Source organism: Paraburkholderia elongata (assembly GCF_013177735.1).
Classification (GTDB): Bacteria; Pseudomonadota; Gammaproteobacteria; order Burkholderiales; family Burkholderiaceae; genus Paraburkholderia; species Paraburkholderia elongata.
On record NZ_WOEZ01000094.1, the window covers coordinates 82,823 to 105,488 of the forward strand.

A 22,666-nucleotide genomic window follows, 5' to 3' on the forward strand; every position below is an offset into this window, starting at 1 on the left:
GCGTTGCCGCTCAATGCGACAGCGCGCTTTCCAGCTGCGTCACCACGTCGATCAGGCGTGGCCGCACCTCTTCAAGAAGGAATTCCTTTGAGAGCTTGAATGAGGGGCCGCCGACATTGATCGCCATGATCGGCAGTTCACCACCCGGCTGGAAAGCGCGTGCGATGCCGTTCACGTCTTTCTGCCATTCGCCGAACGAAGTCGTGACACCGAGCGTGCGGTAATCTTCGAGCGCATTCTCAATGCCGCGACGGGTTTTCGGCCACGTCACGTGATCGAGTTCACGCACCTGTTCCATGAAGCTGAGACGATCATGTTCAGGGATCGCCGCGAGCCACGCGCGGCCAATCGCCGACGTGGCGACCGGAATACGCGAACCGACTTCAAGCGTGACCGCAAGCGCAACCGAGCCCCGGCAGTTTTCCACGTAGATCATCGAGAGCCGGTCGCGCGTACCCAACGACACCGTGGCGCCGGAGATGTCGGCCAATTCCTGCATCGCCGGCCGGGCGATCTTGCGCACGTCGAGCCGCGCCAGCATCGCGCTGCCCAGCGCAAGCGAAGCCGTGCCAAGCCGATATTTGCCGCTCTCTTTCAGATGAATCAGATAGCCGAGCAGCGTGAGCGTATGAGTCAGGCGCGATACCGTCGATTTCGGCAGCTTGCAACGCAATGCGAGTTCCTGATTGCTCAGCGATTTGTCGCCCGAGCGAAAACACGCCAGCACCTCGAGCCCGCGCGCGAGTGCGGTGACGAAATGCCGGTCATCCTTGTGCGCTTCGTGCGCCGTCCGGCTCGCGAGGACTGTATTTCCCCTGGCGGATGCAACGGGTGTTTGCGCGGCTTCGCTGGCGCTCGGACCGTCGACCGGATTATCGACCGGGCTATGATTGGTTTTGCTCAAAATGAAACGCGCTCCTGCGAAACGGCACCATCTGAAGGACAAACCGTGGCCCGGATCAAGGGTGATCCGGGCTGCGGAATTATAGACAAACGCAAACAGTCGCTCAGACCTCTTCTTTCGGCGCAGCCACCACCGGGCTGAAAAAATAAACGGCCGCGCCGATCGCAAGCGGTACCACGGTCACGGCGAACAGCGCCGAATAGATCCCCGCGTTCGATAGATGCGCCTGTTTTGCGGCACCCGCGATCCAGCCGAAACAACTGCTGGTCAGCGCCACACCCAGAAAAACCAGGCTATTGAGCAGGCCCAAACCGAGCCCGAGCCGGCGCGGCGCAATGATGGCGCGCGCTTGCGACATCACGAGCGGATGGATCGAGCCGACCGAGAACAACACGCATATCAACGCGACACTGACCACCCAGTTGCTGTCCGGACCCACCGCGAGCACGAGCGCCGCCAGCACGCCGGCGATCAGCCACAGCAAGGAAATCAGCTTGGGCGCGCAGAACCGCACGGCGACGGGAATACAGAACGACGCGGCGATCCCGATCACACTGGTGACGGTCATTGCATTGCCGCGCGCGATGACGTCGAAGCCGTAGATGTCGGCAAGATACGGGCCGCCCCATGAGGTACGAAACGTGCTACCGACCGAGAGCGCGAGACAGGCCGGCATCAAGGTCCAGAAACCGGTGCGCCGTTTCACCACGCCTGCCGCGTGTTGCGGCGCAGCGAGGCTTTGCTCATGGGCGGCGGCATCGCGCCGGCGCACGAAGCATACGACGCCAAGCGTCGCGCACAGCATGGCGAGCGCCGCGGTGACCATGACCGGACGCCAGCCGAAGCTGGCTGTCGCCCGGCTCAGCGGAAACGCGGCCAGCAATGCACCCGCCATGCCGATTGCACTCGCCGTTGTGACGGCGCGCACATTGCGTGTGCCGTGGCCGCTATGCAGTACGTAATTGAGCAGCCCCATGAAGATGGGCGCGCAACCCAGTCCGATGCCGGCTTGCGCGACGAGCGCAACGGTTGCGCTCGTCGTCATCGAAAGGATGCCGGCGCACGCGGCGCCGATGCCCATCAAAAGCGCGGTGGGTCCGCGCACACCATAGCGGTCGAACATGACGCCGACCGGCAGTTGCGCGATGGCGAATACGAGAAAGAACGATCCCGCGAACCAGCCGAACATTTGCGGCGAGAAACGGAAATCGCCGATCAGCTGAGTGGAGATCACAGCGATATAGCTGCGAAAAAACTGGCTCAACACGTAGCCGAAGGTCAGTGCCCACAAGCCGTAATCGATCGACGATGCAGCGGTATCCGTGCATGGTTCATGGAGTTGTTGCTGTACACCATCAGACATCTGCAGTGCGCCTTTGATGATCGAAGCCGCCATGATAGGCGAATCGTGCGACGGGCGGCCGGCGTTGGGTGGTCAACTGAGTTTTTTCAACACTCGCGCGTTTGCTGGAGTATTGTTTAAGCGCGCTGGGAGCTTCACAACGTCACTCTTCTATAAGACAGGGTGTTCCATGCGGGCGGAAAAGTGCTCGCAGGCGCGTGGTTTTTTGCATGCAACGATGCGAAATCAACTTTTCGAGAAATGGAGAAAACGTGAAAACAGTCAATCTATTGAAGGCACTCGGCATCGCATTGTGTGTGGCGACTGTGTCCAGTTCCTATGCCCAGTCGAGCGACGCGATGGCGTCGGGCAGCATGGCAGCGCCGACCGAGAATCCTAAAGTCGTCAAGAAGATGGACCGCAAGCTGGGTCTGGACGTGCGCAAGGCTTTGGGAAAAGCACAGGGTTTTGATGTGTCGAACGTGTTTGTCCGGGCGCGCGGCGGCGCGGTGACGTTGACTGGAACGGTGCCCGATGGTGCGCAGATCCCGCAAGCGGAGGAAATCGCAAAGAGTGTTGCCGGTGTGAAATCGGTGAACAACAAGCTGACGCTCGGTACGCAGGGCGGCGGCGGAGGTTGATCGCGCCTCGCGATCGATAAATGACGACAGGTTGCGATGAGTAGCGCCGCAAGTGCCAATTTGCGGCGCTGCTTGTCGTCCTGACATTGCTATGCGCGCACGAGCCCCGTCATCGGCCGCATTCCCGCGGTCTGCCCGAACAGCGTGCTGGCCGTACGCTGCGGATCGAGTCCGAGGCTTTCGCTCGCGGCGCCGGCGATCAAGGCATCCAGCGACAGGGTCGGCTTGAGATCGCGCGCTTCGTAAAGGTCGCCCGGTTTCAGGCCGGGCCAGTCGGCAAGCACGCGTCCGCCCGCCACCGAGCCGCCCAGCACCATCGCCACCGAGCCGGTGCCATGATCGGTGCCGCCCGTGCCATTGGCGGCGGCGGTTCTGCCGAACTCGGTTGCCACCACCACGGTGGTCTTGGTCCACAACGGACCCATGCCGTCGCGCAACGACGCGAGCATCGTGTCGAGCGCTTTCAACTGATTCGCAAGACGCGCGTTCTGCGCCGTATGCGTGTCCCAGCCACCGGTTTCGATCATCGCGATACGCGGACCTTCGTCGCGTGACAGAAAACCGGCGGCGAGCTTGCCGAGGCTCGCCGGGTCCTGGCGCGCACCGGCGTCGCCAGCGAGGCCGCGCGCGGTCATTGCCGATTCCCATAGCGGCCGCAATTGCGCATCCTGGTCGTACAGTTGCGAGACCCGCATGAGCAAATCGTCAGGCGCCTGCGGCAACCCCGAGGGCGCGTACGACGTTACCGCCGCCTTGCCGCGCAGCGCCATGGGCACGGTCGGCGCGAAGGCGATCGCGTTCTCGCGCGTGGTGGGCATCGATGCGACGAGCCGGTTCAGCCAGCCGTCCTTCATCTGATACGGCGACGTGCCGCCGGTCTCCAGCACGTTCTGCCCGTCGAAGTGCGAGCGGTCGCGATATGGCGACGCCACCGCGTGGACGAACAGCGCCTGATGACTCGCATACATCGCAGCGGTTTGTGCAAGCGAGGGATGCAGCGCGAAGGTGCCGTCGAGCCTGGTCGCGTTGGAGGCATCGATCGCAAGCGCACCGCGCAGCGTCGCGTAGGCGGGCTCGGCGTATGGCACGACGATGTTCAGGCCGTCGGCCGCGCCGCGCTGGATCACGAACACGAAACGGCGGTCGCTTGCGACGCGTGCAAAAGCGATCTGCGGCGACACGAGAATCGCGCCCGCGCCTGCAGCGGCAATGCTCAGAAACTTGCGGCGTGAAAGCATGGCATTCATCTCCGTTGAAAATCCGGCGAGACCAGCAGCAGCGCAATCGCCATGGACGCGCTGTCGGCCCGCGACACAGCCTTGGCGGTCGGCGCGCTGAGCGAGCCGGCCAGCAAGGTCTGGCCGAGCGAGCGCGCATCGAGCCGGTCGCCGACGCGCGACGCGAAGCGCTGCGCCACTTCGACCCGGCGCACGAGCGCGTCGGGCGCCGCCCAGCTCGCGGCAATGTCGTCGTAACCGGCGGGCGAGCCCGGACGCCATACCGGCTGGCCGAGTTGCGTAAGAATGGGCGCGGCCTGCATATTGCTTAGGTCCTGCCAGCCGAGCCCGCGCATCGAAGAAATGGTCCATTCCCACGGCGTCTTGAACTTCACGGCGACCGGCGACCACGCCTGCGGCATGTCGATCAGCGTCCGGTACACGGTCGGCAGATCGCCGCCGCTGCGCTCGAACGCGCTCGCCAGCCGCTCGCTCACTTCAGGCGGCGGATTGTCCGCGACGAAGTGACGGGCGAGCTTGCCGCCGATGTGCTGCGCCGTCGCAGGCGCGCTCGCAAGGTCGTGCAGGATCGCCAGCGCCTGCTCTTCTCCCGGCTGGTCATAGCGGCGGCCCATGATGGTTCTCGAACCCGGCTCGTGCAGCGCGACGCGAAACACAAAGGTGCCTGGGGCGGCGTTCGGCTGCGCACCCAGCCGGCCCGGGTTGCCCGCATTGCCAGGATTCCCGGGATTGCCGGCGAGACTCCAGCCAGTCAGCGCGCGGGCGAATTCGGTGACGTCGTCCTGGTTATAGCCGCTGCGCACGCCGAGCGTGTGCAGTTCCATGATTTCGCGCGCCAGATTCTCATTCAGCCCGCGTTTGACGTTCGGATTGCGCTCTGCGGCGCGCATGGCCGCCACGCTGTCCGGTCCGACCGAGCGCGTCTGATCGAGAAACAACTGCATGGCGGGATGACGCTCGACCGCGACCAGCATGTCTTCGAAACGGCCGAGCACATGCGGGCGGATCGCTTCCGCTTCGAATGAGCCGGCCAGTGCCGCGACGCCGGGTTTTTCCGTGGATACCGCGAAGTGGTTTGCCCAGAAATGAACCAGCCGCTCGATGAAAGGCGTCTGCGTGGTCAGCGCGCTGGCGACACGCGCGTTCACCGAGGAACGGTACATGTCGAGAATTTCGCCGCGTAGCGCTTTTCGTTCGGCTTGCTTAGCAGTTTGGGCGGTGGTCTCTGTTGCACCTTGCCCGGTGGTTTGCGTGTTGGTTCGTCCGTTGGTTTGCGTGTTGGCCTGCGCATTCGTCTGACTGGCGGCCGCGCCTTCGCTGACGTTCTGCTGACTCTGCCGGTTCGGCTGGTTCAGTTGCATGCGCTGCCGCGCCAGTTCGGTGGATAGCGCCACCGAATCAGGCTGGCTCGCCCATGCGGCAGGCCGCGCTTGATACTGCTCGAACTGCGCGAGCAGCCACCCCTTAGGGTCGGCGGGCGGCGTGTCGTCGACACGCGCGCCAAGGCCGAAGCGGTTCAGCGCAATCGCCGCGGCATTCATGTTCGGTGAGGTGGTCATACCGTCCTCTTCGGCGTTGGATATTTCTTTAAACGACCGCCACGATGAAATCCGTCGCGCCCGCCCAGAAATTTTTTATTCGCCCGAAGATTCACTCGAAGCTTCGCTCGCGGCCGGCAGCGACGCGGCCGGCTGCGGCGCCTTGTTCGCATTGGCGGCCTGTTGCGGTTCACGCCACTGGCCCCGCAGCTTCAGGCTGTCGGCGAATTCGACGCGCTCCTCGGGCGACAGCGTCGCCGCAAAATCGGCCACGCTGCCTTCAACTTGCGCGCGCAAACTGCTGTCGGCTTCACGCGTGCGGGCCAGCGCTGCATCCAGTGCCGCGCGATCGAACTGCGGCGCAGCTAGCAGACGCAACACCTCGTGGCGCCCTTCGCGGCCCTCGCGGGCAAACTGCCGGCCCTCGCGGCGCGCACTCTTCAAGCCGTCAATGAAGGCTTTCTGACGCTCGGCCGGCAGCGTTTCGGCTGCAAAGCGCAGCGCCGTGCGCTGCTGCGCCAGCGCGGGGGTCATCGCGCCATGCGCCGCGAACCATTGATAAGCACCACCGACAATCGCGCCCAGCAGAAACACGTTGAGCACCAGCGAAGCCACCAGCGCGATTTTCCATGACCGGCCGTTCATTCGCCGCTCCAATCGGCGGATGACCCACCGAAGCTCGAAGTTAAATAAGAGAACTCATGCAGTGGCGGAACCGTCCCCGTCAAAACGAAGAACGACACCGCAAAAGCGCCGGCCACACCGCCCAGCAGGCCGACGCCTGCCACCGCCGCGCCCGACCACCACAAGCGCCGGCGCGGCACGATGGGCCGCCGTACCGGTGCGCTGCCGATGATGCGCTGCTGCAACGCCGCGCTCGGTGGATCGACCTTATCGGCCGCCAGCCACGCATCGATGCCGGCCGCGTCCGCCAGCACCGTACCGGCCTCGATACGATGTGCCGCGGCCCACGCCTCTCCCGCTGCGCGTTCCTGCTGCGGCCAGCGGCGTGGATCGGCGCCGTAGGCTTCGACGATCTGATGGAATCTTTCGGGCGTCATGACTTGTCCTTGCTAAGGCCGCTGCCGGCCAGTTGGGCGCGCAGATTGCGGCGCGCACGTGCCAGCAGACTTTCCAGGGCATCGACCGTGATGCCCATCAGGGCGGCAGCGTCGATGTTCGACATCTCCTGGTAATAATTGAGCACCAGCGCCTCGCGCTGTCGTGCCGGCAATGCGGCGAGCGCCTCGCGCACGCGCTCATCTTGGGCGCGCGCTTCGAGGGTGGCGTCGGGCAATGCGGCAGGGTCGATCTCGTCAGGCAGGTCGTCGTGCGGGACTTCGCGGCGGCCGCGCAACCGGTCATAGCAAAGATTGAGCGCGACGCGATGCACCCACGTATCGACCTTCGCCTCGCCTTCCCGCCAGCGCGAAGCCTGTTTCCAGATCCGCACGAAAACCTCCTGCGCCACGTCTTCCGCTTCCATGCGATCGCCCAGCATGCGCGTGGCGAGTGCGAGCAGACGCGGCAGCTTGCGCGCGACGAGCGAGCGGACAGCGGCCGGGTCTTGCCGGGCAACCCCCTCCAGCAGTTCCGCATCGGGATCGCGTTCGCTCAAGGCATGCGGCTCCACAGCGCGCGCAAGATGCGTAGCGCGGATCGATTGGTTGTGCGCGCACCGGTTCGAACGGCGCGCACCGGACGGAGTGCGGCGTGCATTGCAATCAATATACTCAACGTTCAGGCCCAATGCCCTTCGACCCACCGCCAGTTCGGGCCGCGCTGCACCCAATGCCCCGGCACCCAGCGATAACCGACGCGAACCGGTTGCCAGTGGCCGGGCACCCACACATAACGGCCGTGGTCCCAACGCCAGCGGCCCTGATCCCAGACGTACCCTGCACGCGGCGCCGGCATCACTTCGACGCGCGGCGGCGGCGGCGCCATCGGCGCGACGATCACCGCCTGCGCGAAGGCAGGCGCGGCCGTCAACGCGGCGGCGCACGTGATCGCTGCAGCAAGCACGGAAGTCAGAAGGCGGACCGGTTTGGTCGATGTCATGCTGGTTTCTCCCATAAGAGCCGAAGCCACAAGCGGCTCCGTTTCTTCTTGAACGCAGCAACCGGAAAAATCCGTCGCTTTGATTTGCATTGAAAGAAGCGAGCTGGGGCCTGCGAGTCGTGACGGACAGAACCGCCTTCACATTGCGGGCCCGCGAAAGCAGAACGACAGCAAACGTTATTGAAACGGGCGGAAATAGATAAGAAACGTAATGTTCGCACCCTCGAAGCTTAATCAGCAGACGATTGCGTTTATGAAAACGCTGAGTGACGGGTACAAGGCCGCAGGGTCCTGACTCTCACAGGAGGCAGTCACATAGCCTTTGCGCGGCGCTACGCGAGCCGGTGAGTTATCCTTGCCGGTTCCGCGACTTCTATCCGTACCCTGCCCGATGGCTGATTTCCCTTTCGACGCCGTACTCTTCGACTGCGACGGCGTGCTCGTCGACTCCGAACCCATCACCAACTGCGTGCTGACCGAGATGCTCGGCGAGTTGGGCTGGCAATTGAGCGTCGAAGAGGCGATGCGCATTTTTGTCGGCAAGGCCGTCAAGGATGAAGCGGCACTCATTGAAGCGCGCACCGGCTTCGCAATTACCACGGATTGGCTCATGCAGTTTCGTACGCGCCGTAATGAGGCGCTCGATCGCGAGCTGGTGGCGATTGATGGCGCGGCGTCGGCCGTGCGCGCGCTTTACGCGACACTCGACGGACGTATTGCCGTTGCGTCGGGCGCCGATCGCATCAAGGTGGAATTACAACTGGCCAAGGCCGGCATTCTCGACTGCTTCGAGGGGCGCATCTTCAGCGGCCACGAAACACCGCGCAACAAGCCCTATCCCGATGTCTACCTCGCCGCGGCAGCGGGCTTGGGTGTGAACTCGCAACGTTGCGCGGTCGTGGATGACACCGTCACAGGCGTGACTGCAGGTGTGGCCAGCGGCGCCACGGTGTTGGGCTATTGCCCGAAAGAACTGAGCCACAGCAGTGCCACTGCCTTGCATGGCGCGGGCGCGGTTCACGTCTTTCGGGACATGGCCGAATTGCCCGCCCTGCTCACCGGATGGCGCGGCGTGCGGGGTTGAGGGCACGCGCGGTGACTCGAACACAGGATCGATCGGTACGCGATATCCCGCCGCGAGGGGGGGGGTAGTCTCGTTCGCCATAACGGGTGTAGCTGTTGGCAGCGCACCGACGTCGCAACGTCGCGAGTCGGTCTATCCCAACCACCTTGCGCGCGCAAGATCGGCGCATGTGGACGGCACGCCGCTTTGCGGTGGATGGCATGGTGTGTGCAATTGGAACGAATGAGCGCGGCGATGTCCGGGCTCGCTGCCAATCCAAACTTACCGGAGGTCCACCATGAAAGGGCTCGTTCTCAAAGATTTGCCCTGCGCCGATGAACTCGGCCAGCCAGCGTTGCAGTCCGTACTCGGCGGCACCGCCTACCTCACGCGGGAACCACCTTCTGTTTGCCCTGGCGGGATGATGCCGCCCATTGTCATTCGGCGCGGCTGGGATCTGTGTCCGCCGGTTGATTGGGGTAGTGGGCCCGTCCTTTTGCCATTCGGCAAGCCGCCTTCGCATGATAAACCGGGGGTGGTGCCGGTTTAGGCCACGAACATGGGCAGGTGGGAGCAGAAGAGCCAACCTGCTCCCATTGCGTGGCGGCGCATGGGAATAGGCAACGCCGCCACGCCCTGATAGTGCTATTGCGCCTTATCGAGCCGACGCAGTACCTGCCCACTCGAACTGTCTTCAACATGCCAGCCCGCGGCTCTTAAGTGGTCACGCAGACGGTCGGCCTCGTTCCAGTCTTTGGCCGCGCGGGCTTTTTCACGCTCATCGGCGAGAAGCGCGATATCGGCGGGAATCGACGTCACGCCCTCCTTCCAGTCGGCAAGCCGGAGTCCGAGCACAGCGTCGAAGCAATCGACTGTCGCCCGCCGCGTCGCCGCTGGAAGATCGCTTCTCACCACATCCCACAGCACGGCAAGCGCACGCGGCAGATTCAGATCCTGATCGACCTCGACCTTGAAACGATCGACACAATTCGCATCGGGCATGCCGCCTTCCGGCCATTGCACATAAGCTCTGCGCAAACGGTCCAACGCGGATTGCGCAGCGTCCAGTGCGTCCACATTGAAACGCAAGCTGCTCCGGTAATGCGCGCTCAGGCATAGGTAACGATACGCAAGCGGATCGATGCCGCGTTCGGTCAACGTCTGCAAGCGCACGAAGTCGCCGCCCGACTTCGACATCTTGCCGGCGTCCAGTGTGAGGAAATGGCCATGCATCCAGAAGTTCGCCAGGCGTGTTCCATGGCGTGCCTGAGTCTGTGCGATTTCATTACTGTGATGCACGGCGATGTGATCTTCTCCGCCGCAATGAATGTCGAACCACGGGCTCAAGTATTTCGCCGACATTGCCGAGCATTCGATATGCCAACCGGGAAAGCCCCGGCCCCATGGGCTATCCCACTCCATTTGCCGCAGGGTATCCGGTGGACTGAATTTCCACAGCGCGAAATCCGTCGCCTGTTGCTTCTCTCCCAGTGCAACACGTTTTCCGGCCTGTAGGCCCGCTACATCGAGACGTGCGAGAAAACCGTAATCGTCCTGCTTGCTCGTGTCGAAGTAGATGCCGTCGGCCGTCCGGTATGTGTAACCGTTACGCTCGAGCTCGGCAATGAAGTCGATCTGTTCGGCGATGTGATCGGTCGCGCGACACCACAGGGAGGGCTCGAGCAGGTTCAGCGCGCGCCAGTCGCTCATGAAAGCCGCTGTATAGCGTTCCGCGATCGCCCATGCCGATTCACCGGTGCGCCGGCTGCCCTTCTCCATTTTGTCTTCGCCTTCATCGGCATCGGAGACCAGATGACCCACGTCAGTGATATTGACGACATGCCGCACGGTGTAGCCGTTCAACGCCAGCACGCGTCGCAGCACGTCTTCGAAAATGTACGTTCGAAGGTTACCGATATGCGCGTGGTCGTACACGGTGGGCCCGCAGCAATACAGGCCCACGTGGTCCGCTTGAATCGGCGTGAAAGCGCGTAAGGTGCGCGACCAGGTGTCGTACAGGACGAGCGGCATGTGGATTCCTGTGGTGTTAAGCGTGTAAGAAAGCTGGAACGAAAGGACCAAAACAAAAAAGCCACCGGTCTTGTGACGGGTGGCCTCAGGGATACGAACATGTACAGATCGACTCGCTAGACGCAAGCTCCCCTTGGCAGGCTGCAACAGCATGCGTGCAAAGAATGCGAACGGGAATGGATAGAAGCGGTCATGGAAACGATGCTAACGCGTGTTTCGAGGCGGGTCAATCGCGAATGGCGGCGCTGTGTCCGGATAGTGCGCCTTCGGAATGCATGAAAAAAACCCCGCAAGACTTTCACCTTGCGGGGTTTTCTCTCGACCTGCGACGTTTTCCGCCTAGCGGGACATCATGTGCATGCTGACGTTATGCATGATCCACAACGAGCCGACGATCAGAATCACGGCCGTGAGCACCGTAAAGCCGAACGCCATGACGTTCCAGCGCTGTGCCGACGACGCATTCATGTGCAGGAAGAAAATCAGATGCACAACGATCTGCACGAACGCGAGGCCCGCGATCGCGAGCAAGGCGGTTTCGCCCGTCAACGTGCCGGTCAGCACGAGGCCGAACGCCGCGGCGGTCAACACGACGGAGAGAATGAAACCCGCCGTATAGCTGCCGATGCTGCCGTGACTTTCACCCCCGTGTCCTTCGTCCGAGTGCGCCAGGTGTGAGTGATGGCTATGGTCCATTTAGATCACGCTCGCAAGATAGACAAAGGTGAAGACGCCGATCCACACGACGTCCAGAAAGTGCCAGAAAAGGCTCAGGCACGTCAGGCGAATCATGTCGCGTTCGGTCAGATCGCGATGACGCATCACCTGAATCGCGAGCACCGTCATCCAGATCAGGCCGCACGTCACGTGCAAACCGTGCGTGCCGACCAGCGTAAAGAACGACGACAGGAACGCGCTACGGCTCGGGCCGGCGCCCACTGCGATCAGGTGCGAGAACTCGCGCATTTCCAGCACGAGGAACGCAAGACCCAGCAGGAACGTCACGCCGAGCCAGAACAGCAGCACGCCCTTCCTGTTCTTATGCGCGCCCAGCATCGCGAAGCCGTACGTAATGCTGCTCAGCAGCAGCATCGACGTTTCGAGCGCGACACCCGGAATCTCGAACAGATCCTTACCGCTCGGACCACCCGCGAACTGGTGGCCCATCACCGCGAACACGGCGAACAGCGCGGCAAAGATGATGCAGTCGGTCATCAGGTACAGCCAGAAACCGAATACCGATTGCGACGGCACATGATCCGGCGCGAGATGCGGTTGGACCGCAATAGTCTTCTGTAGCATCAGTCCACCTCTACCGCAATGTGGGCACCAGCGCCGGCGCGCTTTTCTTCAATCAACGCAACCGTGTCGGCCGGGATGTAATAGCCGTCGTTATCCTGGAAGCTATAGACGATCACCGTGCCGATTGCACCGACCAGGCCGACGATCGCAAGCCACCAGATGTGCCATACACCGGCAAAGCCGAGCGCCAGTGAGAACAGCCCCACCAACAGACCCGCTGACGTATTCGACGGCATATGAATGTCGCGATACACCGGCTCTGTTTGCTGCGTTTTACGCGACTTCATGTCGGTAAACGCGTCCAGCTTGCGCACAGTCGGGATAATCGCGAAGTTGTACACCGGCGGCGGCGAGCTCATCGCCCATTCCAGCGTATGACCGTTCCACGGATCGCCAGAGACGTCGCGATTTTGCGGCAGATTGCGGTCGCGGATACTGACGTACAGCTGCGCCAGCTGGCAAGCAATGCCGATAGCGATCAGCCCTGCGCCGAACGCAGCGAGAATCAGCCACGGATGCCATGCCGGATTGTCGTAATGGTTCAGACGGCGCGTCATGCCCATGAAGCCGAGCACATACAGCGGCATGAACGCGACATAGAAACCGACCAGCCAGAACCAGAACGCGGCCTTGCCGAGTTTCTCGTTCAGCTTGAAACCAAACGCTTTCGGGAACCAGTAGTTGAAACCGGCCAGATAACCGAACAGCACGCCACCGATGATCACGTTGTGAAAGTGCGCGATCAGGAACAGGCTGTTGTGCAGCACGAAGTCCGCGCCCGGGATCGCCATCATCACGCCGGTCATACCGCCGATCGTGAACGTGATCATGAAGCCGATCGTCCACAGCACGGGCGTGGTGAATTCCAGACGGCCTTTGTAGATAGTGAACAGCCAGTTGAACACTTTCACGCCGGTCGGAATCGCAATCACCATCGTCGCGATACCAAAGAACGCGTTGACGTCAGCGCCCGAACCCATCGTGAAGAAGTGGTGCAGCCACACGAGGAACGACAGCACCATGATCGCGCAGGTCGCCCACACCATCGTCTTATAGCCGAACAGCGGCTTCTTGGCGAAGGTGGCCACGACTTCCGAGAAGATACCGAACGCCGGCAGGATCAGGATGTACACCTCGGGGTGACCCCATGCCCAGATCATGTTCACGTACAGCATGGCGTTGCCGCCCCCGTCATTCGTGAAGAAGTGCATGCCGAGGTAGCGGTCCAGCCCGAGCAACGCGAGCGTCACGGTCAGGATCGGGAACGACGCCATGATCAGCACGTTGGTGCAGAGCGCAGTCCACGTGAACACCGGCATCTTCATGAAGGTCATGCCCGGGGCGCGCATCTTCACGATGGTCGCGAAGAAGTTCACGCCGGTGAGCAAGGTGCCTATACCGGAGAGCTGCAAACTCCATAGGTAATAGTCGACCCCAACACCCGGACTGAACTGCAATTCCGACAGCGGCGGATAAGCCAGCCAGCCCGTTTGCGCGAACTCACCGATCACCAGCGACACGTTGATCAGAATCGCGCTGACCGCGGTCATCCAGAAGCTCAACGAGTTAATGAACGGGAACGCAACGTCGCGCGCGCCGATCTGCAGCGGCACAATCAGGTTCATCAGGCCGATCATGAACGCCATCGCCATGAAGAAAATCATGATGACGCCGTGTGCCGTGAACACCTGGTCGTAGTGATGCGGTGGCAGATAACCTGGGCTCATGTTGCCGAGCGCCTGTTGCAGACGCATCATGATCGCGTCCGAGAAGCCGCGCAGCAGCATGATCATCGCAACGATGATGTACATGATGCCGAGCTTCTTATGGTCGACAGAGGTCAGCCATTCCGTCCACAGGTAGCGCCATTTGCCGAGATATGTAACCGTGCCGAGCACGGCCAGCCCGACGAGCGCCATGAAGATGCCCGCACCGACGATGATTGGCTCGTGATACGGAATCGCATCGAGCGTAAGTTTTCCGAACATGCGTTACCCCTTACCCTTAGGCGCACAGTTAGCGTCTTTCATGTTGTCGAGGACGTTACCGTTGTTGTATCGGGCAATGATGTTGTGAAAGAGCTTCGGATCGACCGAGGAGAAGTACCGCACTGGCTCCTTCTCCGTAGGCGCCGATACCGCGTGGTAGCGGTCCATGTCGAGACGGTCGGACGAGCCGCGTACTTTGGCGACCCACGCATTGAACTCTTCAGGCGACGTGGCGAGTGCGCGGAACTTCATATCCGAGAAACCCTTGCCGCTGAAATTCGCCGCGGTGCCGGCGTAGTTGCCGGCTTCGTCGGCCATCAGGTGCAGACGCGTTTGCATACCCGCCATTGCGTAGATCTGGCCGCCGAGCTGCGGAATGAAGAATGAGTTCATCACCGTGTCGGACGTGATGACGAAGTTCACCGGCGTGCCGACCGGGAACGCCAGCTGGTTCACCGATGCAATGCCGAGGTCCGGATAGATGAAGAGCCACTTCCAGTCGAGCGCGACGACTTCGACGTTGATCGGCTTCACCTGCGACTCGAGCGGCTTATACGGATCGAGCTCATGCGTGCTCTTCCACGTCAGCACGGCGAGGAACAGAATGATCAGCGTCGGAATCGTCCAGATGGCGATTTCGATACCGGTCGAATGCACCCAGCCCGGACGGTATTCGGCGTTCTTGTTCGAAGCGCGATAGCGCCATGCGAACAGCAGCGTGAGCGCGATAACCGGAACGACCACGATCAGCATGGCCCAGGTCGACGTGGCAATCAGCTCACGTTCCGCCAGACCCACACTCCCCTTCGGATTCAAAATATCGAGGTTGCTGCAACCCGAGAGCAACAACATGAGGCCGGCGGAAAGGAAACCTGTCGACCCTCGCAGAGTCTTTCCTTTCATATCCATTGCCCTTCTTTTACGACTTCGACGAACGTCATTCGACCGCTCTCCCTTAATAAGCGATCGCATAATAAGGGGTCGTCAACTGGATATAAACACTGGATTTAGCAACGATCTATTACACCGCAACACCGTGCGACACGTTGCCGCACGCCTGTGCGCACGTGAGGGTTTGCAATGCTCTATTGCAACGTACCGGCGGAGTCGCCGGATCACGAAAGTCCCTTTATATAAGCGCTAAAACGCAGCGCGACCTGAATGGTTGCGCCGCGTCAGATGCTCAAAAATGGACGCGTGCCGATGCGAAAAAACGCGTCAGCAAAGGCAGTATCCGAGAGATGAATGCTGCACCCGCGGCGCGCTTCGTTTTGATCAGCCCGGCGTGCGTGCCGCGACGGCTGCCGGCGCCGCCGCCTGCAGGTGCTCGCCACCGTCAGCCGGTGCGGAGTCCGAAGGATGCGCGCTTCGCTCCGATTGAGCCAGCAGCGTACCGACCGACGGGTCGATCGCATCGGTGAACGGTTTCGGATTGATGCCGATGGCCAGCACCAGCAAAGCCATCGCGCCGAGCAACACGAACTCGCGCTTGCCGAGGTCCTGCAGCTTCGCGACGCGTGCGTTGGCAATCGCGCCGAAGATCACGCGCTTGTACATCCACAGCGTGTAGGCCGCGCTCAGGACCAACGTGGAGGCCGCGATTGCGCCGATCCAGAAATTGAAACGGATCGCGCCCATCAACACCATGAACTCGCCGACAAAACCCGAGGTGCCCGGCAGGCCGATATTGGCCATCGAGAACAGCATCACGAACGCGGCGAAGCGCGGCATCGTATTGGCGACGCCGCCGTATTCGGCGATCGAAGCGGTCTTCGTGCGGTCGTAGAGCATGCCCGTGCATAGCAGCATCGCACCGGAAACCACGCCGTACGACAGCATCTGCACGATTGCGCCGGCCTGGCCGATACGGTTGAAAACGAACAGGCCGAGCGTCACGAGACCCATGTGCGCAATCGTCGAATACGCGAGCAAGCGGCGCATGTCGGTCTGCACGAGCGCCAGCAGGCTCGAATAGATCACCGCGATCAGCGACAGCGTGATCATCATCGGCGCGAAGAAATGGCTGGCCTGCGGGGCGATCGGCAGCGCGAAGCGCAGCAGACCGTAACCGCCCAGCTTGAGCATGCCGATCATCACGGCGGCGCCGGTCGGGCCGTCGAGGTGGACGTCCGGCAGCCACGTATGCAGCGGCCACATCGGCACCTTGACACCGAACGCAGCAAGGAAGCCGAGGAAGACCAAAACCTGCGCCCAGGTGCCGAGGTGAGTTTCACGCCACAGCGCGAGATCGAAGCTGTGCGTCTGGCTGTACAGGTACAGCATCGACATCAGCATCATCAGCGAGCCGAGGAACGAGACGAAGAAAAACTTCACCGCCGCATACGAGCGGTTCGAATTGCCCCACGTACCGATCAGCAGGTACAGCGGAATCAGCGTCGCCTCGAACGAGATGAAGAACAGCATGCCGTCCATCGAGGTGAACACGCCCTGCATGAAACCCGACAGCATCAGGAACGCGCCGAAGTACTGCGCGGTGCGCTCGGTGATCGACTCCCACGAAGCGACCACGATGATGATCGTGGTCAACGCGGTCAACGCGACGAGCCACAGCGAAATCCCATCCACCCCCACATGCCACGCGATATCGAACGTGGGCGACCAGCGGAGGTTCTCGACGAACTGCATCGACGTCACGTCGTTGCGGAAATTCGACACGAGCGGAATCACCGGCAGGAAACCCGCGACTGCGCCGATCAGCGCGAGCCATCGCGTGCGACTACGTGCCGCGTCAGATCCGGCACGCAAAACCACCAGGCCGGCGACAATAGGGATCCAGATGAGTAGGCTAAGAAGCGGAGGCAATGGCATGTGTTCGGTTGAAAACTTGAAATACAAAACGCCGCTTCAACACCTTCAAAAACGAAAGCATTGAAACGGATATGTAGGCTGGATTTCGCTGAAATTGACGTTGAAGCGGTGCTGCGCGCTTCACGTTTACCCGCAGTCGAATGACCAAGGGTGGGAGATTACCAAGATAAGAATACTTTTGCAGCGCAACAATGCTGCAACGCCTTTGGCAATGCATTCTTGCCACGCGCGGCCTTGCGAAACGCCGAAAAATGTGCAGACGCACAAATTCATCCGAACAGGATATGCTCCATGTTTTTTGCATGTAGAAGAAAGCAGTTGGCGGGCGATTAGCGACTCTTGCGCGAACACCTCCGCACAATGATTACACTGGAATGGTTCATGCGGGTGCATGACGCACCATCAAGGCCGATTTCGAGCAACCGGCAAAAATTTAGCGTGCCCGCGAACAGAAATTTTTTTGATCCGGCACTCTAAAGAAGCGTCAGTGGGCACCCGAAAAGACCCGCGCGATCCACTTACCTGCCCGCTTTCAGACGGGTATCGGGCGATGGCGGTCTATGCCTGCGAGCCTTACAGAACCCGAATATACTTCGGCGGTTCAGGGGCCGACGCTCGTGCGCAGCACGGTAGTTTCTTCGCACGATTGAACGCCGCCCTCGCCAGCCAGACTTATCGGATACCGCATGGTGCTTCGTGATGAAGGTGTTGTTCCCGCGCTCGAATGCCGCGAGCTTGGCAAGGCTTACGGCGCCGGCCGAATCGTGCTGGCGCACCTCGATTTCACGCTCGCGCCGGGTGAATTCGTCGCGATCATGGGTGACTCCGGCGTCGGCAAATCGACACTGCTCAATCTCATTGCAGGGCTCGACAGCGCGGACAGCGGCGACGTGATCATCGACGGCAGCGTGGTCTCGCGTCTGGATGACAACGCGGCAACGCGTTTGCGCCGGCAAAAACTGGGCTTCGTGTTCCAGGCGTTTCACGTACTGCCCCATTTGACACTTGCGCAGAATGTCGCTCTGCCGCTGCTGCTAAACGAGCTACCCACGGCCGGCGCGCTCGATATGCTCGCGGCCGTCGGCTTGAGCGGCCGTGGCGATGATTTTCCGCGGCAGCTGTCGGGCGGCGAGTTGCAACGCGTCGCCATTGCGCGGGCGCTCGTGCATCGCCCGAAACTGATTCTCGCCGACGAACCCACCGGCAATCTCGATCCCGATACCGCACACGAGGTACTCGGCCTGTTCCGCGCGCAAAGCAAGGCAACCGGTGCGGCCACCATCATGGTCACGCACTCGGAGGCAGCCGCGGCGGTGGCGGACCGCATCCTGATTCTGAGCGACGGCGGTTTGCACGCATCGTCCGGACGCAATGCCTTTTCCGGTTCGTCCCCCGACTCTCGATCCACTGCGCGTTCAGCCGATGATGCACGCTGACCCACACCCGCTGCAGCGAATGCGAGGTCATCGCAGGCTCGCGCGTTGGCTGTTGGGCGCCGAGTGGCGCAGTCACCGAGGACGCGCACTGGTTGCAATCGCAACGATCGCGCTCGGCGTCGCGCTTGGCTACGCCGTTCAATTGATCAACAGCGCAGCCTTCAATGAATTCTCGGCGGCGGCTCGCAGCCTCTCGGGCGAGGCCGATCTGCAGGTGCGCGGTGCACAGCCTTTATTCGACGAGTCCATCTATCCGCGCTTGTCGACCGAGCCTGGTGTAGCGCTGGCGAGTCCCGTACTTGCTCTCGATGTCACCGTGCCGGATCAGAGCGCTGCGCTGCCTGTGCTCGGCATCGACGTCTTCGAAGCAAGCCGCATTGCACCCGACCTGATCGGCGTGCCGTCGCCGGAACGGCCGTTCGATACGCTCGCGGCCGATACGGTGTTTCTCTCGGCGGCGGCGCAGCAATGGTTGAAGGTGAAGATCGGCGATGACATCGCGCTGCAAAGCGGCACGTCGATCGTGCACTTTCGCGTGGCCGGCGGTCTCGTGAGAACGCGGCCGGGTCAGCGGCTCGCGGTGATGGATATCGCTGCCGCTCAGTGGAAGTTCGGCAAGGTGGGCAAGCTGTCACGCATCGACGTGCAACTCGAACGCGGCGTCGATCGCGAACGCTTCAAGCGTGGCCTGCAAGCGCGGCTCGGCAGCCGGTGGGTGATCTCCGAGACGCGCGATGCCGAAAGCCGCACCGATCGTCTGTCGCGCGCTTATCGGATCAATATGAACGTGCTCGCGCTGGTGGCGCTTTTCACCGGTGCCTTTCTTGTCTTTTCGACACAGGCGCTGAGTGTCGTGCGGCGCCGTGCACAGTTCGCGATGCTGCGCGTGCTTGGACTGACGCGCGGCCAGTTGTTGCGCCAGATCCTGATGGAAGGTGCGCTGCTCGGCCTGCTCGGTTCGCTGTCCGGACTCGCGCTCAGCTATGCGCTGGCGAGCGGTGCGTTGCACTTTTTCGGCAGCGATCTGGGCGGCGGCTACTTTCCCGGCGTGCAACCGCACGTCGGTTTCGAACCGCTGGCGACCGCACTATTTCTGACGCTCGGCATCGCTGCGTCGGTATTAGGCAGTCTTGCCCCCGCCGTGGAGGCGGCGCATGCGCGGCCCGCGGCAGCACTCAAAGCCGGCGCCGAAGAAGGCGCACTGGCACGGCTCGCTACACCGTGGCCCGCTTTGACATGTCTGCTGGTTGCCGGCGTGCTCACCCAGGTGCCACCGTTGTTCGATGCGCCTATCAGCGGCTATCTGGCCGTTGCGCTGTTACTGGTCGGCGGGATAGCGCTGATGCCGCGTGTGACCGCGTTCATATTCGGCGCGGCGAGTCGTGCTTTCGGCGCGCGGCGGCGCGCCGGCGCGGCCAGCACACTCGCGTTGGCGCGTCTCGCGAATGCGCCGGGCCATGCATCGATCGCGATGGGCGGCGTGCTGTCGAGCTTCGCGCTGATCGTCGCGATGGCGATCATGGTGGCCAGCTTCCGTGTTTCTGTCGAAGACTGGTTGGGTCACCTGCTCTCGGCCGATCTGTACGTTCGGGTGGCACCGAACGGCGACACCGGCGGCTTGCGCCCCGACGAACAGACTCTGCTGGGCAGCGTGCCCGGCATCAAGACCGCCGCGTTTGCCCGCACCTCGCATCTCACGCTCGACCCTGCACGGCCCGACGTCGCCGTGCTCGCGCGTGAAATCGACGCCGCCGATCCAGGCGCGAATCTGCAGATGACCGGGGCGGTGCTGCCTCCTTCCGCATCGCATGAGGGCGAGACACCTGTTTGGGTATCCGAAGCAATGGTTGATCTGTATGGATATAAGCTTGGCCAGCGCGTGCAGTTGCCGCTCGGCGAGCGCGGCCACGTGTTCGTTATAGCCGGCGTATGGCGCGATTACGTGCGGCAGACCGGCGCGATTCAGATACGGCTTTCGGATTACCGGCGCCTAACTGCCGACACCGGCGCGACGGATGTGGCTGTCACCATTCAACCGGGAACGAGCGCCGAACGCGTGATTACCGGCCTGCGTGCGCTGCCCTTCGGTGCATCGCTGAACCTGTCGCTACCGGGAGAAATCCGCGCGCGTACGCTGGTTATTTTCGATCGAAGTTTTGCCGTCACTTATCTTCTCGAGGGGGTGGCGATCGTCATCGGCCTGTTCGGCGTCGCGGCGACGTTTTCTGCGCAGACACTCGCACGGGCCCGTGAGTTCGGCATGCTGCGGCATGTGGGCGTGACCCGTTCGCAGGTTCTCGCGATTCTCGCACTCGAAGGCGGGATGCTCACCGCTTGCGGTATCGCGATGGGCTTCATTCTCGGATTCGCGATCAGTCTGATCCTTGTGTTCGTCGTCAATCCGCAGTCGTTTCACTGGAGCATGTCGCTGCACGTTCCATGGACCGTGCTCGGCACGGTCGCATTGGTGATGCTGGCTTCGTCGTGTTCGACGGCGGTGATTGCGGGACGAGGCGCTGTATCGGTGGATGCGGTGCGCGCGGTGAAGGAGGATTGGTGATGGACATGTGGTCGCGTGAGATGGCACGAGAATCGGTGTATGACGCGGCGCATGGATCGAAGTATCAAGCGACGTATCAAGTGACGGCGCGCTCTTATCGAGCCGGCCGCGCCTGTCTGGCGCACAGCATACCAAGCAAGTCATCGGCTGCGCTGCCCCGCTTGGCAAGTGCACGGCGACTGAGCGCTACGATTCATGCAGCTTTACTTTGCATGGGTTTGATGGCTACCGCGTCTGCGGTCGCCGCAACACCCGAGTTCGCAGCGGTCGCGCTGGATCATCCGATCGTGCTGCCGCAAGACACCGGCGCACACGCGGCTTTTCGCACCGAGTGGTGGTACGCAACAGGCTGGCTCATGACACCGGACAATCAGCCGCTCGGTTTCCAGATCACCTTCTTTCGCTCGGCAACCGGTCACGACCCAGCGGACCCGAGTGCGTTCGCACCGTCGCAATTGATCATTGCTCATGCCGCGTTAAGCGATCCTGCACTCGGTCATCTGACGCACGATCAGCGCATTGCTCGCCAGGGTTTCGGGCTGGCGTATGCGAAGCCGGACAATACCGACGTCAAACTCGACGCATGGAAACTCATCCGCGCCAGCGACGGGCACTACGACGTTGAAGTCGATGCTGGGAATTTCTCGCTACATCTTTCTCTGACACCGACACAAGCGCCCTTGCTCCAGGGCGAACGCGGCTACTCCCGCAAAGGTCCGCGGCCCGAGCAGGCAAGCTATTACTACAGCGAGCCGCAATTGCGCGTGACCGGCAGCGTAGTTCGACCGGTCGCGACAGGCAGCAAATCGACGGGCGAAACGGCCGTTACCGGCGCGGCGTGGCTCGATCACGAATGGTCGAGCACGCTGCTCGATACCGACGCGGTCGGATGGGATTGGCTCGGCGCCAATCTGACGGATGGTTCAGCCTTGATGGCTTTTAAGATCCGCAGTCGCGACGGACACGCGGTATGGGCACATGCGGCACTCAGAAATCGCGACGGTCAGGTGACGACGTTCGGCCGCGATCAGGTCGATTTCACTCCGGTTCGCACATGGCGCTCGCCCCGCACGAACACGTTGTATCCCGTCTCGATGACGGTCAAAACCGGCGCGCTTACGTGGCGTCTCGATCCGTTGATGGACGACCAGGAACTCGATTCCCGTCAATCGACCGGCGCAGTGTATTGGGAAGGTGCAGTTCGGGTGAGCCGCGACGGCGCGGACGTCGGACGTGCTTATTTGGAGCTGACGGGTTACGCGAACGCGCTGCGGATCGGGAAGGAGTGACAGCGGAAGAACCGGAGCGCGTCGGGCAAAGTCGCACGGTGGCGATGCTTCCAGATACGCGTTTCTGCGCCGTAAACGCAGAAACCCCACCTTTTCGGGGTGGGGTTTCTGTTGCTGCTGGGGAGCCTGACGATTACCTACTTTCACACGGGAATCCGCACTATCATCGGCGTGGAGTCGTTTCACGGTCCTGTTCGGGATGGGAAGGGGTGGGACCGACTCGCTATGGTCATCAGGCATGACTTGTTGTTGCGTTGACTTCGTCAACACAACCAATCGGGAAGAAGTAGTTTCTGGTGATGCTCACCAGAGGGAGTTGTGTTGTTCGAGGCACAACATCGATCTCAACCTGTGCATGTGGTCTCAAGACCCTGCGCGTGGCGCAGGGTGGGGCATCCATAAGTGCTGAAGCACTAACGGCTGCCGACACACACCGGTTATAGG

General features: G+C 61.8%; 20 protein-coding genes and 1 rRNA gene. 6 read left to right on the plus strand and 15 right to left on the minus strand.

Features of this window, described 5'->3' with window-relative positions:
* Positions 1-10: 10 nt before the first annotated feature.
* Positions 11-904, minus strand: a complete 894-nt coding sequence (locus GNZ13_RS18750; protein WP_172167023.1) for an IclR family transcriptional regulator — start codon at positions 902-904, stop codon at positions 11-13.
* A gap of 103 nt (positions 905-1,007) precedes the next feature.
* Entirely contained in the window at positions 1,008-2,267 is a 1,260-nt protein-coding gene (locus GNZ13_RS18755) for an MFS transporter (protein WP_172167025.1), read from the minus strand.
* Positions 2,268-2,518: 251 nt separating this feature from the next.
* On the opposite strand from GNZ13_RS18755, the gene GNZ13_RS18760 reads away from it, so the two are divergent.
* Positions 2,519-2,887, plus strand: coding sequence for a BON domain-containing protein (locus tag GNZ13_RS18760; RefSeq protein WP_172167027.1), 369 nt, complete (start codon positions 2,519-2,521; stop codon positions 2,885-2,887).
* Positions 2,888-2,976: 89 nt separating this feature from the next.
* Here GNZ13_RS18760 and GNZ13_RS18765 read toward each other — a convergent pair whose 3' ends face one another.
* The 6 genes from GNZ13_RS18765 to GNZ13_RS18790 all read right to left on the minus strand — a co-directional run bounded on the left by GNZ13_RS18765 (position 2,977) and on the right by GNZ13_RS18790 (position 7,724).
* Entirely contained in the window at positions 2,977-4,125 is a 1,149-nt protein-coding gene (locus GNZ13_RS18765) for a DUF1501 domain-containing protein (RefSeq protein ID WP_172167029.1), read from the minus strand.
* Between the two features lie 5 nt (positions 4,126-4,130).
* Positions 4,131-5,684, minus strand: coding sequence for a DUF1800 domain-containing protein (locus GNZ13_RS18770; protein WP_172167031.1), 1,554 nt, complete (start codon positions 5,682-5,684; stop codon positions 4,131-4,133).
* Between the two features lie 75 nt (positions 5,685-5,759).
* The gene (locus GNZ13_RS18775) at positions 5,760-6,308 is read right to left on the minus strand and encodes a periplasmic heavy metal sensor (protein ID WP_172167032.1); all 549 of its coding nucleotides are present in this window, start codon (positions 6,306-6,308) and stop codon (positions 5,760-5,762) included.
* The gene (locus GNZ13_RS18780) at positions 6,305-6,724 is read right to left on the minus strand and encodes a hypothetical protein (RefSeq protein WP_172167034.1); all 420 of its coding nucleotides are present in this window, start codon (positions 6,722-6,724) and stop codon (positions 6,305-6,307) included. Before GNZ13_RS18780 ends, GNZ13_RS18775 begins: the two co-directional genes overlap by 4 nt.
* On the minus strand, positions 6,721-7,281 hold the full coding sequence (locus tag GNZ13_RS18785; protein ID WP_216674918.1) for an RNA polymerase sigma factor: 561 nt from the start codon (positions 7,279-7,281) through the stop codon (positions 6,721-6,723). Before GNZ13_RS18785 ends, GNZ13_RS18780 begins: the two co-directional genes overlap by 4 nt.
* 122 nt (positions 7,282-7,403) lie before the next feature.
* Complete coding sequence (locus tag GNZ13_RS18790; RefSeq protein ID WP_171927196.1) at positions 7,404-7,724, minus strand: YXWGXW repeat-containing protein; 321 nt, start codon at positions 7,722-7,724, stop codon at positions 7,404-7,406.
* Positions 7,725-8,115: 391 nt separating this feature from the next.
* Here GNZ13_RS18790 and GNZ13_RS18795 point away from each other — a divergent pair, with 391 nt between their 5' ends.
* Positions 8,116-8,808, plus strand: coding sequence for an HAD family hydrolase (locus GNZ13_RS18795; protein ID WP_172167036.1), 693 nt, complete (start codon positions 8,116-8,118; stop codon positions 8,806-8,808).
* 277 nt (positions 8,809-9,085) lie between these two features.
* On the plus strand, positions 9,086-9,337 hold the full coding sequence (locus GNZ13_RS51565; protein ID WP_216674919.1) for a hypothetical protein: 252 nt from the start codon (positions 9,086-9,088) through the stop codon (positions 9,335-9,337).
* 95 nt (positions 9,338-9,432) lie between these two features.
* Here GNZ13_RS51565 and cysS read toward each other — a convergent pair whose 3' ends face one another.
* The 6 genes from cysS to GNZ13_RS18825 form a co-directional block, all read right to left on the minus strand.
* Positions 9,433-10,818, minus strand: coding sequence for a cysteine--tRNA ligase (gene cysS / locus GNZ13_RS18800; RefSeq protein ID WP_172167038.1), 1,386 nt, complete (start codon positions 10,816-10,818; stop codon positions 9,433-9,435).
* Between the two features lie 339 nt (positions 10,819-11,157).
* Entirely contained in the window at positions 11,158-11,514 is a 357-nt protein-coding gene (gene cyoD / locus GNZ13_RS18805; RefSeq protein WP_172167040.1) for a cytochrome o ubiquinol oxidase subunit IV, read from the minus strand.
* Positions 11,515-12,120, minus strand: a complete 606-nt coding sequence (gene cyoC / locus GNZ13_RS18810) for a cytochrome o ubiquinol oxidase subunit III (RefSeq protein ID WP_172167042.1) — start codon at positions 12,118-12,120, stop codon at positions 11,515-11,517.
* Entirely contained in the window at positions 12,120-14,108 is a 1,989-nt protein-coding gene (gene cyoB, locus GNZ13_RS18815; protein WP_172167044.1) for a cytochrome o ubiquinol oxidase subunit I, read from the minus strand. Before cyoB ends, cyoC begins: the two co-directional genes overlap by 1 nt.
* Positions 14,109-14,111: 3 nt before the next feature.
* Positions 14,112-15,011: a ubiquinol oxidase subunit II gene (cyoA, locus tag GNZ13_RS18820; protein WP_172167046.1), complete on the minus strand. Its 900-nt coding sequence runs from the start codon at positions 15,009-15,011 to the stop codon at positions 14,112-14,114.
* Positions 15,012-15,383: 372 nt separating this feature from the next.
* Positions 15,384-16,937: an NADH-quinone oxidoreductase subunit M gene (locus GNZ13_RS18825; protein WP_172167048.1), complete on the minus strand. Its 1,554-nt coding sequence runs from the start codon at positions 16,935-16,937 to the stop codon at positions 15,384-15,386.
* Positions 16,938-17,623: 686 nt separating this feature from the next.
* On the opposite strand from GNZ13_RS18825, the gene GNZ13_RS18830 reads away from it, so the two are divergent.
* From GNZ13_RS18830 to GNZ13_RS18840, 3 genes are all read left to right on the plus strand, one after another.
* Entirely contained in the window at positions 17,624-18,373 is a 750-nt protein-coding gene (locus tag GNZ13_RS18830; RefSeq protein ID WP_172167050.1) for an ABC transporter ATP-binding protein, read from the plus strand.
* Complete coding sequence (locus GNZ13_RS18835) at positions 18,363-20,933, plus strand: FtsX-like permease family protein (protein WP_172167059.1); 2,571 nt, start codon at positions 18,363-18,365, stop codon at positions 20,931-20,933. The genes GNZ13_RS18830 and GNZ13_RS18835 overlap by 11 nt, the downstream gene beginning before the upstream one ends.
* 212 nt (positions 20,934-21,145) lie before the next feature.
* The gene (locus GNZ13_RS18840) at positions 21,146-22,222 is read left to right on the plus strand and encodes a lipocalin-like domain-containing protein (RefSeq protein ID WP_172167052.1); all 1,077 of its coding nucleotides are present in this window, start codon (positions 21,146-21,148) and stop codon (positions 22,220-22,222) included.
* A 124-nt stretch (positions 22,223-22,346) separates the two neighbouring features.
* Here GNZ13_RS18840 and rrf read toward each other — a convergent pair.
* Positions 22,347-22,459 (minus strand): 5S ribosomal RNA (gene rrf / locus GNZ13_RS18845).
* Positions 22,460-22,666: the final 207 nt, after the last annotated feature.